The sequence below is a fragment of the Marvinbryantia sp. genome, assembly GCF_047017445.1.
In the GTDB taxonomy this organism is placed as follows: Bacteria; Bacillota; Clostridia; order Lachnospirales; family Lachnospiraceae; genus Marvinbryantia.
On the sequence record NZ_JBKXTT010000023.1, the window covers coordinates 40,759 to 55,431 of the forward strand.

General features: G+C 52.1%; 10 protein-coding genes. All 10 read left to right on the plus strand.

What is annotated here, in order from left to right; translation table 11 throughout:
• Positions 1 to 44 precede the first annotated feature (44 nt).
• The 10 genes from ACLU9Q_RS18595 (at position 45) to ACLU9Q_RS18640 (ending at position 14,646) form a co-directional block, all read left to right on the plus strand.
• Positions 45 to 887 (plus strand): tyrosine-type recombinase/integrase, encoded by an 843-nt coding sequence (locus tag ACLU9Q_RS18595; protein WP_296837562.1) that lies wholly within the window; start codon positions 45 to 47, stop codon positions 885 to 887.
• A gap of 398 nt (positions 888 to 1,285) precedes the next feature.
• Positions 1,286 to 5,155 carry an InlB B-repeat-containing protein gene (locus ACLU9Q_RS18600; protein WP_412625821.1) on the plus strand — a complete coding sequence of 1,290 codons (3,870 nt, stop codon included), beginning with the start codon at positions 1,286 to 1,288 and terminating at the stop codon, positions 5,153 to 5,155.
• Positions 5,156 to 5,170: 15 nt separating this feature from the next.
• A complete protein-coding gene (lepB, locus tag ACLU9Q_RS18605) occupies positions 5,171 to 5,890 on the plus strand; it encodes a signal peptidase I (protein ID WP_302592270.1) in 720 nt (239 codons plus the stop codon).
• A gap of 78 nt (positions 5,891 to 5,968) precedes the next feature.
• A complete protein-coding gene (locus ACLU9Q_RS18610; RefSeq protein ID WP_302592269.1) occupies positions 5,969 to 6,943 on the plus strand; it encodes a DUF5979 domain-containing protein in 975 nt (324 codons plus the stop codon).
• A 119-nt stretch (positions 6,944 to 7,062) separates the two neighbouring features.
• A complete protein-coding gene (gene srtB / locus ACLU9Q_RS18615) occupies positions 7,063 to 7,830 on the plus strand; it encodes a class B sortase (RefSeq protein ID WP_302592268.1) in 768 nt (255 codons plus the stop codon).
• A gap of 13 nt (positions 7,831 to 7,843) precedes the next feature.
• Positions 7,844 to 8,560 (plus strand): Spy0128 family protein, encoded by a 717-nt coding sequence (locus ACLU9Q_RS18620; RefSeq protein WP_302592267.1) that lies wholly within the window; start codon positions 7,844 to 7,846, stop codon positions 8,558 to 8,560.
• Positions 8,544 to 9,497 (plus strand): transcriptional regulator, encoded by a 954-nt coding sequence (locus ACLU9Q_RS18625; protein ID WP_302592266.1) that lies wholly within the window; start codon positions 8,544 to 8,546, stop codon positions 9,495 to 9,497. The genes ACLU9Q_RS18620 and ACLU9Q_RS18625 overlap by 17 nt, the downstream gene beginning before the upstream one ends.
• A 162-nt stretch (positions 9,498 to 9,659) precedes the next feature.
• The gene (locus tag ACLU9Q_RS18630) at positions 9,660 to 11,300 is read left to right on the plus strand and encodes a bifunctional metallophosphatase/5'-nucleotidase (RefSeq protein WP_412625822.1); all 1,641 of its coding nucleotides are present in this window, start codon (positions 9,660 to 9,662) and stop codon (positions 11,298 to 11,300) included.
• Positions 11,301 to 11,590: 290 nt separating this feature from the next.
• The gene (locus tag ACLU9Q_RS18635; RefSeq protein ID WP_412625824.1) at positions 11,591 to 13,333 is read left to right on the plus strand and encodes an ABC transporter ATP-binding protein; all 1,743 of its coding nucleotides are present in this window, start codon (positions 11,591 to 11,593) and stop codon (positions 13,331 to 13,333) included.
• On the plus strand, positions 13,330 to 14,646 hold the full coding sequence (locus ACLU9Q_RS18640; RefSeq protein ID WP_412625825.1) for an ABC transporter ATP-binding protein: 1,317 nt from the start codon (positions 13,330 to 13,332) through the stop codon (positions 14,644 to 14,646). Before ACLU9Q_RS18635 ends, ACLU9Q_RS18640 begins: the two co-directional genes overlap by 4 nt.
• The last annotated feature ends 27 nt before the right edge of the window (positions 14,647 to 14,673 follow it).

The window sequence follows — 14,673 nt, forward strand, 5'->3', positions numbered from 1 at the left end:
GCAGAAAGCCGGGAATACTTTGGGATGAAAGAGAGGAAAAGGATATGAAGCGCGTACTGGAAGCAGGCATGTTAAATGAATTTCGGGATAGATTGCTGGAGGAGGAAAAGGCGCAGGCGACAGTGGAGAAATATATGCATGACGTCGGGGTGTTTTTTGATTACGTAAAAGAGGAAAACGGGATCGACAAGCATACCGTGATCGCATACAAGGAATATCTGACAGCGCATTATGCCGCGGCGAGCGTCAATTCGATGCTGGCGGCGCTCAATGTATTTTTGAAAGCAATGGGCTGGCACGAGTGTACGGTCAGGGCACTGAAAATCCAGAAGGAAGCTTTCCGGGAGCGGGAACGCGATCTGACGAAGGCGGAATATCTCCGTCTGCTGAAGACTGCAAAGGAAAAAGGGAAGATGCGCCTTTACTGGACCATGCAGGTGCTGTGCGCTACGGGGATCCGCGTGAGCGAGCTGCGCTACATCACCGTGGAATCACTGCAGACCGGGAGCGCACGGGTCTGTTCCAAAGGAAAACAGCGGACAGTGTTGCTGCCCGCGGCGCTCTGCCGGAAGCTGCGTAGATACGTCACTGAGTGCGGGATCACGGGGGACAGTATTTTTGTGACCAGAAGCGGAAAGCCGGTCGACCGGAGTAACATCTGCCACGACATGAAAGCGCTCTGCGAAGAGGCCAACATCTGCCGGGAGAAGGTATTCCCGCACAACCTCCGCCACCTGTTTGCCGTCACATATTATAAGGCGAAGAAGGATATCTCCCACCTGGCGGACCTGCTTGGGCACGCGAGCATCAACACCACGCGCATCTACACGCTTGTCAGCAGCGAGGAGCAGAAGCAGCAGATCGAATATCTGGGGCTGGTCGTGTGAGAAAAGCTGTTTCGGAAGGGAGGCGGTAAAACGCGCTGCATGACTATACGGAAAAACGGATATTTTGTGCAGAATGCCGGGACATAAAAATACCGCATAATATCTGTTATGCGGTAAAGAAGCAGTCATTACATATGTATCCATCTTTTAACAATTTTTATTCTAGCACCCCGGTGTAAAAAATTCAACATAAAAATTACACAAAAAGCAGACCGGGGAGAAATTTTTCTCCGGTCGGGATATGTCTGCCCTTAAAGGGCGTCTTTTTTCGTTTTACAGCCGCGATAAAGGCATTTCAAGCGGCATTTCTTTTCGGAAATACCCCATAACAGATATTATGTGGTGATCGGCTGTCGTTCAACAGTGCGTCTGAAAAAAAGAAGAATGGAGAATGTGGAATGCAAAGGAAAGTGAAAAAAACATTGTCATTCCTGATGGCGCTGGTCATGGTGGTATCCCTGCTGTGCGGGGGCGGTATTTCCGCGATCGCGGAGGGAACCGTGCTGACAGAACCCATCACGGAGGGCGGTACGGAAGCGGAGACAACGCCGCAGACGGCCTCGTATGAGTCGGAAACACCGGCGGCGTTCCAGGAGGAGACAGCAGGCGTGCCTGTGACGGAGCCTGCATCACAGGAGAGCGGGACAGAGGATGGAACGCTCCCGTCTGAGACGCTGACGGAGACAGTCGGCGAGACCGGGACGGAGCTGACTGAAAACAATGCTTCGCCGGAACAGGTGACGGAGACGTCCGGCGGGACAGACAGCGAAGCCGTCAGTGAGGAAAGCAGCGAATCCATCAGTGAAGCGGGCAGTGAGACAGGAAGCGAAACTGTCACAGAAGAGGAAACCGCTGAGCAGGAAAGCGAGCCGGAGAAGGTTACGGAAGCGGGAAAGCCGGAGTTTACGTATGAGGAAACCGTGGACGGCGTTCTTGTAAGTATCTACGCGCCGGAAGGGATCCTTCCCGAGGGGACGACCGTGACGGTAAGGTCGCTTACTGCAGATATGCTGCAGACGATGGAGAAAACAATTAACGATTCTCTGTCAGGAGCAGAAAAAGAGGTTGTCCAGCTCATTGGCTTTGATATCACCTTCTATGATGCCGATGGAAATGAGATGCATGAGCTGGACGGGCAGGTGAGCATCCGATATTCAGGGATGGATATCGTGAAGGAAGCAGAGGAAGCGCGGGTCTATCACGCCGATGAAAACGGAAACATCACAAATGCGCTGACGGAAGCTGCGGCTCCGTCCGGTACGGTGGGGTTTACCTCGGATAAATTTTCACCGGTGCTGTATGCGCTGTATGCTGCGGATGACGATGGGAAATACCATGTGAATTTCTACAGCCAGGATGGCCAGACGGTTCTTCAGACGGTTGATGTTGTTGAGGGAGAGACGGCCAGCTACACCGCAGATGCAGGTCTTCTTGAAATGGAAGGAATGCTTTTTTGCGGATGGTCCAAGGATATGCAGGGCGAAACGCCTGTCTCAGAGCTGGAAGATTTTGATCTTAGTCAGCCTGTCAGCAGTGTACTGACGGGAGAAGAGAGCACGCTGAACCTTTATGCGTGGTATGGCAAAAAGGTTACTGTGTCGTTTGTCTCAAACGGAGGCACGGCAGTACCGACGCAGAACCTGGTGGAAGGCGAGAAGGCTGCAGAGCCGACAACGACGCGGGTTGGCTATACCTTTAAAGGCTGGTCCTCTGACCCGGAGAATTACACGGCATTTGATTTTGATACGCCAATTAACGAAGATATCAGGCTTTACGCTTTCTGGGATGCCCAGCTGGTGCCGGTGAAGCTTGTCTATATGTATGAGAATGCGGACGATGACGGGTATACTCCGGCAGGAGCAAGCACCACGGTATATGCTCCGGCGGGAAGCTATCTTTCCATTGAGAAGAGTAATATTACCAGAATCGATCAGACCCATAGCGTGCGCTATGCGGAAACCGCTGACGGAGAGCTGACGGGCTATGCGACGAATGACGCCAGTGGAAATAGGAACGCTTCGATTAATGATGTGCGCGATACCTACTATCAGTATTCCAGCGCATCAAACAAGCGTCAGGTGATGCCGGACGGCTCCACGGTAATGCTGGTTTACTATAACCGCGCGCGGGTAACGCTGACGTTTACATATGATTTGAACAGCAACGGGTCGATTAATATCGATCAATATATAACAGCGGACAACCAGGCAAAGTATGGGGTTAAATATACATCAACAAGAACGAATAATGGGTACGATGGATTTGTTTATTCCTTTACCGCAAAGTATGGACAGAATATTGTCCCGGTCTGGGCACAGGTTGGATGGGTAGTAAACGATAGCTCGGGCGGAAATACTTTTGATACATGGACGTGTCCGGATGATCATGATCAGACGACGAATATGTATACGCTGGAGTCATCCTTATTTATGAATGGAAGCAGTGGCTTGAGCATAGAAAATGGCGTGCTGGTGGGAACCGGAGCGCTGACCGCCAAGGGGGATACGGTTCGAAAGCTCTGGGGTATTTATGCCCGGACAACCCTGCCGGGTGAGAAGGCTGATTTTACGTACCAAAATAAAAACTATACTATTTATACAGATGCCTGCCAGATGATTATGACTTACAGTAATAATGGGACTGTAGGCTACAAAGCTCTGGAAGGATGTACATCCATTTCCGGGGAACCAACGCTGTCAACTAATTATGGCAATCGGATGTCAATAAGAAATGTTACTGTTAATGGCGGCTCGCTTAAAAATAAGTTTGACTCAGTATTTCCTGATAGCATTAGTAACGGGGAAAGATGTCAGATCCTTCTCTATGACCGCAGGGAATTTACGTTAACGCTTTATACGCAGACAGACGATTTAGGCATCAAAAACGCAAGCTATCTCTACGGCGACTGGATTTATAACGACGACAGGGATCTGCTTAAAATTACAGAGCCGAACATGAAAAAAGAAGGGTATCGCTTTGCAGGGTGGTATACAGACCCGGATTGTATGGCGGGAACGGAGTATGTCCCGGATGAAAATTCCCGGATTACCGGAAATCTGGATCTTTATGTAAAGTGGGAGCCGAGCCAATACCTTGCACAATACTATCTGTATACGGATGATACAACTCCGTATGCGGAGCAGGGCTTTGCGGACGGCGGCACAATTGACGACAAGCTGGTTCCGCAGGCTGTCCAGAGTATCTTTAAAGGCTGGTACTGGTATCAAAATGGAAGGCTGGAGAGCTTTGACTTTACCTCAGCGGTAGGTGAGGCGCATGTGGATGAAAACGGCGTCCTGAAGCTCTATGCTGTATGGGAGGGCTCGACTGGCAAGGTAAGCTATGTTCCTGGTATCGGCGGCGACAACCAGACACAGGAGGTTGTCGATACACGTGATTTTGAGATTAATGAGGCTTCTGTGCAAATGCCAGATTATACAGACGTGTGGCCAACCGGGGTACCGACAGACGGCACGCTCAAATTTGTCGGCTGGAAGGCTCCGAACGGAGAAATCTACCAGCCGGGAAGGTACGTACCGGTGACGCGTACCTATATGCAGTTTGAGGCGCAGTGGTCCGCGGATGCTGTGACGCTAATCTACGATGCGAATGGAGGTACCGGTTCGAACGTAACGGAGAGCTGGGCGCGCAGCAGCGCGGTGACGGCTTGGGATAACATGGACGGTCAGACTCCGCATTTCACACGGACAAATTACGAGCTGCTCGGCTGGGATGAGGATCCAAATGCTGTGACTCCAACTTATGAACTGGGAGCAGGTACCATTGTTCTTGATAAGGATACGACAACGCTTTACGCTATCTGGAAGCGCCGTACGGTGAACCTGACCATTAAAAAGAGCGTAACCGGAAACATGGGCGATGTGTCAAAAGAATTTACTTTCAGCTACAGCTATACAGATGGCAATACAACAGTTGACAAGAATTTCAGGATAACAAATGGTGGTGAATACACGATCTCGGATGTTCCTGTTGGCGTGACATTAAAGCTGCAGGAGCAGGGGGATTTCGGATACCGGGTTACAGCGGTATACAATGGTCAGACACTCTATGATGGTGCAGCAAATGAGACTGAAATGCTGTTTCCGATCGTAGAGGGAGCCGATAAGATTGAGATTAACAATCATAGGGATGCCGTACCGGATACCGGTGTCATGCTGGATTCCATGCCGTACATCATCATCCTTGTGCTCGTGCTTGCAGGAGCGATCCTGTTTGCAGTCAGCAGACGCAGGAAATACCGTGTCTGACCGGCGGAGGATGTAATGACGACAGACAGAAGAGAAGGCGACAGAAGTACCCGGCAGAGACCGGGCAGCGCGGCAGAACTTCGGCAGGGCACACGGAGAAGCAGCGCGGCGGAAACCGGACAAGGCACACGGAGAAGCCGGACATCAGGGCCGGAGCAGGCTGCCCGTGAAGAAAAGGATGCACAGCGGCAGCGTTCACGCGCAAGAGACTCACGCACCGCCCGCGCAAAGAAGCAGCGGCAGCAGGAACAGCTTCGGAGAGGCTACCTGGATCTGCTTGTCCGGGTGGTACTGCTGGTTGCAGCAGGCTGGATCCTTCTCACACAGGTTTTTCTGATAACACAGGCGTCCGGGAACGGCATGTTCCCGGCGCTGAAGGACGGCGACCTGGTGTTTGCCTACCGGCTGCAGCGGGAATACGCCAAGAATGATGTGGTGGTTTACGAAGCGGACGGGGAGGAGCGTATCGGGCGCATTGCTGCGCGGGAGACGGATGTGGTGACGCTAGACGACAGCGGCACGCTCCTCGTCAACGGAACCGCGCAGAGCGGCGAGATCCTCTATCCGACCTATGCGGAGGGGGAACTGGAGTACCCCTATACGGTGCCGGAAGGGCATGTATTTGTGCTCGGCGATTACCGGACGCAGACGGAGGACAGCCGTATCCTGGGGGCGATCCCCGTGAAGGATGTGAAGGGAAAGGTTATCACGATCCTTCGCAGACGGGGGCTATAGGCCTCAACACAATGTATGATCTGCCGGAAGGCTTTTCATAAAAAACAAATTAATAAAATTCCAGGGAGGAAAAAAATCATGAAAATGAAAAAAATTGCAGCAATTGTATTTTCAGCAATGATGATGCTGAACATGGGCACCGCAGTATTTGCGGAGGGAATTCAGGATGTACAGGATATACAGCCCACCATTAAAAAGACCTACCAGGTCAACCATGGTACGGCTCCTGCAGAAACCTTCACTTATAACTTTGTGCCTGTATCCTATACAAACGGCGACGGTGAAACAGTAGCGGGGGCCGAGATTCCCGCAATTGCTCCTGTAACGATTGCTTTCGATCAGGCGATCTCAGAAACAACTGTGAAGGAGGTAGATGTACCTATTAATGTTGCTAATTACCAGTTGGGTACTTATACCTATAATGTGTCTGAGGCTTCCGGCAATACAGCAGGTGTTAGCTACTCCGAGGAAAATTTGTATCTGGTTCTGACTATCATCCGTGATGAGGATAGCAATAAGCATTATGTTGCAGCGCTGCACTATGAAGATGCTAACGGCAGCAAGACCGATAATGATCTGACCAACAACTACGACTCCGGTTCTCTGACCGTTACCAAGCACATTGCGGGTAACATGGCTGAGATGAGCAAGAAATTTGCTTTTACAATTTCTTTTGCGAACCCGGCAGGTCGTGAGATCAAGAGTGCAATTAGCACCGATGCAACGAGCGGCACATGGAGTGCTGATGGTCTTACCTACACCATCGATCTGGGCAATAATGAATCTGTGAAATTCGATAACATTCCGGCAGGCGTTTCCTATACCGTAAGTGAGGATTCTGAGAATTATACTTCAGACAAAACAGATGACAAGGTGCAGGGCGACATAGCAGCAAGTGATGCTGACACCGTTTCCTTTACGAACACGCTGACAAATGGAACTATCGATACCGGTATCAACCTTGACAGCATGCCGTACATCATGATCCTCTGCCTGGTTGCTGTATGCGCAGTGGTTCTGTTTGTAAGAAAGCGCACCTCTGCAAACCGTTAAGAATTGTAACAGATAAGATGTGGGACATCCCACGGAAATGAGCGGTTTTCCAAAGCCCCGGAGTTTTTTCCGGGGCGGGAGCCGCATGAGATGACACATGATACAGGGAGTGGAACTGTATGCGTTTAGCGGGAGCATTTTTAAGGGCGGCGAACGCCCTGGTCTCCTTTGTTACAGCACTATGTCTCTGCACGGCAGGGCTTTACTCCGTCTACGCGCTGTGGGACAACAGCCGCGTGTATTCGGCGGCGGAGGATGTGCAGGCAGACATGATAAAGCTGAAGCCCGTGGTGATCGAGGCGGGCGGCGCTTCCTTTGAGGAGCTGCTGGCGGTCAATCGGGACGTCTGCGCGTGGATCACGATAGACAACACAAACATTGATTACCCCGTTTTGCAGGGGAAAACAAACCTTACCTATATCAATACCGATGTATACGGGAAATTTGCCCTGGCAGGCAGCATTTTCCTGGATTCCCGCAACGACCGCGGGTTCGGTGACACCTGTTCGCTGCTCTACGGGCACCATATGGCGAACGGGAACATGTTCGGAGATCTCGATAAATTCGAGGAGGAGTCTTTTTTCCGGAAAAATAAGACAGGGACGCTGTTGCTGCCGGATAAGACCTATGATCTGGAAATCTATGCCTGTCTGCTGGTGCCGGCGTCCGAGGATATGATCTTTGACCCGCAGCAGCACCAGGATGACATAAATCCACTGCTGGATTTCGTGGAACAGGAAGCGCTCTATTACGACGCGGATACTGTCGCAGCGCTGCGGCAGACAAACGGAGAAAGCCAGATTCTGGCGCTTTCTACCTGCTCCTCGGAATTTACCGATGCAAGGACCATTATTCTGACAGTGATGGAACCACATGTCAGTGAATAGGAGGATATGAAAGATGAAGACATGGAGACATGGAATGCTGGCGGCGCTCACCTTCGCCGTGTTCGGCGTGCTGGGATGCATGCCGTCTGGGGCAGCGGCTGCCGGAGCAGCGGAGGCGCTCATCACGGAGGTGCCGGTGCAGATCGTACTCACCGGGACACAGCCGGAGGAGGCGGAGGACTTTGCAGTAGTTCTGCAGGCGGAGAATGCGTCGAACCCGATGCCGCAGGGCAGCGCGGACGGCGTCTGCACGCTGACGGTTTCCGGGGAAGCTTCGGCAAGCTTCCCGGTGATCCGTTTCTCGCGGGTGGGCGTTTATAACTATATTATCCGGCAGACGGCAGGCGCAGATGCGGATTGCACCTATGACGATGCAGTGTACCATCTGACAGTCTATGTGACAAATCAGGAAGCGGGCGGTATCGGCGCCACATCCGTCCTGTACCGGAATGAGGAGACGGATAAGCTGGACTGCGCGGTGTTCACGAACGCTTACGTGACGGAAACGGAAACCGAAACAGAAACGGAAACTGAAACAGAGACGGAAAAACAGACGGAGAAACAGACGGAAGCCCCGAAGAGCAATGCGCCGAAGACCGGCGACAGCACGAATCTGGCGCTCTGGCTCACGCTGATGGGGGCTGCGGTTATTATAGTTGCCGCTGCATTCCTTGCGCGCAGGAAGCAGGCGGCAGGAAACGGCGGGAAGGAACATGGCGGGGAAGAGTAAGGACCTTACAGGACAGCGCTTCGGTCATCTGACAGTGCTGGGAAAAACAAAAGAGAGGTTCTGTGGCTACGTGGTGTGGCGGTGCCGGTGCGACTGCGGGCGGGAGACGCTCGCGAATACAAAGTACCTGCAGCGCGGCACGACGACGGACTGCGGCTGCATCCCGAAAATATCCGCGCGCGGGAGGAACAGTGCAGAGGATCTCACAGGGCAGCGGTTCGGAATGCTGAAGGTGGAATCGCGCGCCGAGAACCGCCGCGGGCATGTGTACTGGAACTGCCTCTGCGACTGCGGAAACACGAAAATCGTGCCTTCCCATAGTCTGAAAGCAGGCAAGGTAAAGGACTGCGGCTGCACGACACTGTGGATGCACCACATGAAGGATGACCTTGCCGGACATCGGTTCGGGCGTCTGGTGGCAGTGGAGCCGACAAAGGAGAAGAGCAAAAAAGCCTCTGTCTACTGGCGGTGCCGCTGCGACTGCGGAAACGAGGTGGAGGTCACGCGGGACGCGCTCCTGAGCGGGACGCAGAAGAGCTGCGGCTGCCTGCGCAGGGAGGTGCAGGACGGTATCCGGGACCGGCTGACGCGGGTGGACGGTACCTGTATCGAGTGGCTGGAGAAGCGCAAATACCGGAGTGACAATACCAGCGGCTTTCGCGGCGTGAATGAGACGAGTCGCGGCGGCTACCGTGTGAACATCGGCTTTAAGGGACGCCGGTTCTACTTAGGAAGATACAAGACCTTTGACGAGGCAGTGAAGGTGCGGCTGGAGGCGGAGGAGATGATCCACGGGGGATTTGTAAGAAGCTACCGACTGTGGAATGAAAAAGCGCAGGCGGACGCCGAGTGGGCGCAGCAGAATCCGCTTGTGTTCGAGGTGGTAAAGGAAAAAGACGGGCTGCACGTGGTATCGAGCGTCCCGGAGAATGGATAAGTACAAAAAATGCCAGAGCCAGAAATGACTCTGGCATTTTTGTATGTCCCGGATAGAAAAATGTTTACTTTTTTGTGCATATAGCTTATGATAAGGGTACAGACGCAGACGCGAAAGGCAATACGGCTGCGCAAAAAAATCACAAAAAAGGAGGCAGTGAGGATGAAGAAACGGTTACTTGGAACACTGACACTGGCTATGGCGGTTTCCATGGGCATGGCGGCAGGCGCGGAGGGCGACATTGTGGTGCTCTACACGAACGACGTACACTGCGCGGTGGCGCAGGACGATGAAAACCAGGTGCTCGGCTATGCGAAGGTGGCGGCTCTGAAGGAAGAGCTGGAGGAAGCTGGCAGCGAGGTAATTCTCGTGGACGCCGGAGACGCTATCCAGGGAGAAGCGATCGGCACGCTCTCCAGCGGGGAGTATCTTGTGCAGATCATGGACGAGGTGGGCTACGATATTGCGGTTCCGGGAAATCATGAGTTTGATTACGGGATGGAGCAGTTTTTAAAGCTCGCAGAGGAAGCAGATTACGATTATATTTCCGCAAACTTCACGGATCTTACGACAGGAGAGCCGGTATTTGACGCCTATGAGATCGAGGAGGAAGGCGGCGTAAAGATCGCGTTTGTGGGCGTCTGCACACCGAAAACGATCACTTCCTCCACACCGGTATATTTCCAGAATGATGCCGGCGAATATATCTACGGCTTCCGGCTGGATGAAACCGGAGCGGCATTATATGACTGTGTGCAGAGCGCGGTGGATGCGGCACGCGCGGAGGGCGCGGATTACGTGATCGCCGTCACGCATCTCGGTATTGAGGCGGAATGCAGTCCGTGGATGTCGACGGAGCTGATCGGCAATACGAACGGCATCGACGTGGTGCTGGACGGACATTCTCACAGCACGATTGAGGGCGACCTGGTGAAAAATAAGGATGGAGCCAATGTTCTGATGACCTCCACCGGCACAAAGCTGTCGGCGATCGGCAAGCTGACGATCGCTGAGGACGGCGCGCTTTCCAGCGAGCTTGTGTACGACTATGAGGGCAGCGACCCGGAGGTGGAAGCGTTTATCGCAGGCATCCAGGCAGAATTTGAGGAGACCCTGAACCAGGTGGTGGCAAAGACCGATGTGGCGCTTGTCATCAACGAGCCGTCCACACTGGATAAGGAAGAAAAGATAAGGCTTGTGCGCAATGCGGAGACAAATCTCGGCGATCTCTGCGCGGACGCATACCGCTACGTATCGGGAGCGGATGTGGCGCTTGTAAACGGCGGCGGGATCCGCACGGATATCCTGGCGGGCGATATCACATACGACGACATCATCAGCGTGCATCCGTTCGGAAACGAGCTTTGCATGGTGGAGGCGACCGGACAGCAGATCCTCGATGCGCTGGAAATGGGCGCGCGCGTGACGCCGGAGGAAAACGGCGGGTTCCTGCAGGTATCCGGGCTGACCTATGAAATCCATACAGACATGGAAAGCACCGTTAAGCTGGATGAAAACGGCATGTTCCAGGGTATGCTTGGCGATTATCGCGTGCAGAACGTCATGATAGGAGATGAGCCGCTCGACCCGGATAAGACCTACACCGTGGCGTCCCACAATTATATGCTGAAAAATGCAGGTGACGGCATCAACATGTTTACGGAGTGCGAGCTGCTCCTGGAGGATATCATGCTCGACAACCAGGTGCTGATCACCTATATCACGGAAGGACTCGGCGGCGTGGTCGGAGAGGAATACGCAGAACCGTACGGGCAGGGACGTATCGTGGCAGTAGAAGGATAACATACGAAGGTTTTCTAAAAAAGCAGCTTGAGAATGATAAGATGAAATGTGAAACTCCCACCCAAAAAGTGGGAGTTTTTTATGGGCATTTCTATTGATGGGGAAGGGGATGAAAATTGTTTCAGATTTATCTTGACAGATATATGATTCTGTGTTATATTTCATAACGTAGTTATGAAACGATGTTTTTTAAAGGTAAAACATTAAGGCTGCTTTTCCGGGGACGGGCAGGCAGTCTTAATATAAAACAAAGGGTTAGCAAATACTAACCTTAAAAAGGAGGAATATGTATGCAAAAGCAAAGTCCACTGCTCCGTATCTGGAGCTGGGGAAAAGAGGAGCATGGCAGGTTGACGCGGGCAATCGCAAGCGCGTTCCTTGGTGTCGCACTGGGGATGCTGCCATATTTTTGCGCAGCTCAGATTATCATAAAGCTGCTGGCGGGAGAAAAGGAAATAAGGGTGTATTTGCCATGGCTTGTGATTGGGATGGCCGGATATGCCGCCCGTACGCTGCTTTATAATCTGGCACTGTCCATGTCTCATAAAGCAACCTTCTCCGTCTTAAAGACCATCCGGCAGAAGATTCTGGAAAAGCTGCCCAGGCTTCCGCTGGGAACGGTCATGGACATGCAAAGCGGTAAGATGAAGCAGATTATTGTGGATCAGGTAGACGGCATGGAGACGACGCTGGCGCACCTTTTCCCTGAAATGACCGCCAATATTGCAGGGCCGGTTCTGATCCTGATCTATTTGTTTGTGCTGGACTGGCGTATGGCGCTTTTATCGCTTGTGACGATACCGATCGGTTTTGCGTTTATGATGTCGGTCATGGGAAGCTATCAGAAAAAGTACGAGGGTGCTGTCAGGACGACGATGGAAATGAATGGAACGATCGTGGAATATATCGGGGGTATTGAAGTGATCAAGGCGTTTAATCAGGGAAAATCGTCCTACGCCAAATTTTCCGACAGGGTAATGGCCAACGCCTCGTATTATTATCATTGGATGAAAAGCTGTTTGTTCGGCACATCCATGGGCTATGCGGTTGTCCCTGCCACACTGGTCACTGTTCTCCCTGTCGGCTGGCTGTTTTATCAAAACGGAAGTCTTTCGGCAGATACTTTTATTACGGCTGTGATCTTATCGCTCGGTATTGCAGGGCCTCTGATGGCGGCAATGAATTTTGTAGATACATTGGCGCAGGTGGGAACTACCGTAGAGGCGGTGGAGGAGCTTCTGGGTGCGGAGGAACAGCAGCATGGAAACCGGGAAGTTTCCATTCCCAATACGGATATTGCACTTACCCATGTATCCTTTGGCTATCACGAGGACAAGGAGATTTTAAAAGATGTCAGCCTGTCTATTCCCGCCGGCAGCATGACGGCGCTGGTAGGCCCTTCCGGTTCCGGAAAATCCACCATTGCAAAGCTGATCGCAGGATTTTGGGATGTGAAGAGCGGAAGCGTGTCTATCGGCGGTGTGGATGAAAAGGAAATCCCATTAAAACAGCTCTACGACAAGGTGGCATTTGTTTCACAGGAGAATTACCTGTTTGATGAGAGCGTGCGGGAAAATATCCGCATGGGCAGGCCTTCCGCTGCAGACAGGGAAGTAGAAGCCGCCGCAAAAGCCGCAGGCTGCGACAGCTTTATCCGTGGACTGGAGAACGGCTACGACACCAGGGTGGGCAGCGGAGGCGCGCACCTTTCCGGCGGAGAGCGCCAGCGCATCGCTATTGCCAGGGCAATGCTGAAGGATGCTCCTGTTGTCATACTTGATGAGGCAACAGCCTACATAGATCCTGAAAATGAGGCGGTTATTCAGAAAGCAATTGGGAAACTGGTAAGGGGGAAGACCGTCATTGTTATTGCCCACAGATTGTCTACCATCAGGGATGCGGACAAAATCGTTGTAGTAAAGGATGGGCGGATCGAAGCAGAGGGAACGCATGAGGAGTTAAGGAGGAACTGCCCGCTGTATGAATCCATGTGGCAGGCGCATATCGGAGCAAAGGACGGTGAGATGGCATGATAGAAACATTCAGAAAGATATGGAAGTTTGCCGGTAAAGAGCGGGCAAATATTAATAAATCTGTGGCAGTCAGCTTTTTAAACGCGGTTTTTCGTATGTTTGAGGTCAGCGCCATTTATTTTGTGATCGCAGCACTGACGGAGGGGCAGCGCGGAGCAAAAGCAGCGTGGATCGCACTGGGATTTATGCTGGTGAGCATTATTGGAAACGGGATCACCGCCAGCATTTCCAAAATGCAGCAGACCCATGCCGGCTATTTTATGGCCGCAAACGAACGGATTAAAATCGGCAATCTCCTGAAAGGGGTACCGATGGGATTCTTTAATGACAACAGCCTCGGCGAGGTGACGGGAGTGTGCACCACGGTGCTCGGAAATGTGGAAACGCTCGTTCCTATGACGCTGGTAAATATCATGGGCGGTGTCATTGGCACGATTGTCTTTACGGCTATGATGTTGTTTTTCGAGTGGAGGGTCGGTCTGATCGCGGCAGCAGGAATTTTTGCGTATTTCCTGGTTGTTTCTGCTATGGAAAAGAAATCAGCGGCGATCGCTCCTAATTTACAGAAGTCACAGACAGCCCTGACAGCGGCGGTGCTGGAGTACGTGCAGGGAATGGGTGTGGTGAAATCCTTTAACCTGGGCGACAAGGGAGATAAAAAGGCGCAGGAGGCTCTGGAATTTAACCGGAAGAGCAATCTGGACATGGAAAATCTGATGACGCCCTATACAATTTTTCAGGAGCTTGTCCTGCAGGCGGCGGGCATCTGCATGATTTTTGCATCTGTTTTTTGCTGGATCAATGGCACAATGCCCATTGCCAGGGCATTGATGTGTATTGTGATGTCTTTCCTGGTATTCGGACAGATCAGGCTGTTCGGTATGGGTATTTCTATGCTGCGGCTGTCATCGGCAAGCATCAATCGCACTCTGGAAACAGAAAACATGGAGCAGATGGACGAAAGAGGCAGGGCGCTGTCTCCGAAAAGCCATGACATTGTATTTGATCATGTGCACTTTTCCTACGAGAACAGGGAAATTTTGCATGGCATCAGCGTGAAGCTTCCGGATAAGACCACCACAGCGGTGATCGGGCCTTCGGGGTCCGGAAAAACCACCCTCTGCAATCTGGTGGCACGTTTCTGGGATGTGGACAGCGGCAGCATAAAAATAGGCGGAAACGATGTCAGGGACTATACATTGGAATCCCTGATGGAGCAGATCAGTATGGTGTTCCAGAATGTCTATCTGTTTGCAGATACCATTGAGAACAATATCAAGTTCGGAAAACAATGTGTGGAGACATGTTTCTGAATGCCTGCTCTTTCGGCGCTTTCACGA

Coding starts and splice junctions, on each gene's coding strand:
- ACLU9Q_RS18630 (WP_412625822.1), top strand. CDS start 9,660: ATGAAGAAACGGTTACTTGGAACACTGACACTGGCTATGGCGGTTTCC.
- srtB (WP_302592268.1), top strand. CDS start 7,063: ATGCGTTTAGCGGGAGCATTTTTAAGGGCGGCGAACGCCCTGGTCTCC.
- ACLU9Q_RS18625 (WP_302592266.1), top strand. CDS start 8,544: ATGGCGGGGAAGAGTAAGGACCTTACAGGACAGCGCTTCGGTCATCTG.
- ACLU9Q_RS18635 (WP_412625824.1), top strand. CDS start 11,591: ATGCAAAAGCAAAGTCCACTGCTCCGTATCTGGAGCTGGGGAAAAGAG.
- ACLU9Q_RS18600 (WP_412625821.1), top strand. CDS start 1,286: ATGCAAAGGAAAGTGAAAAAAACATTGTCATTCCTGATGGCGCTGGTC.
- ACLU9Q_RS18620 (WP_302592267.1), top strand. CDS start 7,844: ATGAAGACATGGAGACATGGAATGCTGGCGGCGCTCACCTTCGCCGTG.
- ACLU9Q_RS18640 (WP_412625825.1), top strand. CDS start 13,330: ATGATAGAAACATTCAGAAAGATATGGAAGTTTGCCGGTAAAGAGCGG.
- lepB (WP_302592270.1), top strand. CDS start 5,171: ATGACGACAGACAGAAGAGAAGGCGACAGAAGTACCCGGCAGAGACCG.
- ACLU9Q_RS18595 (WP_296837562.1), top strand. CDS start 45: ATGAAGCGCGTACTGGAAGCAGGCATGTTAAATGAATTTCGGGATAGA.
- ACLU9Q_RS18610 (WP_302592269.1), top strand. CDS start 5,969: ATGAAAATGAAAAAAATTGCAGCAATTGTATTTTCAGCAATGATGATG.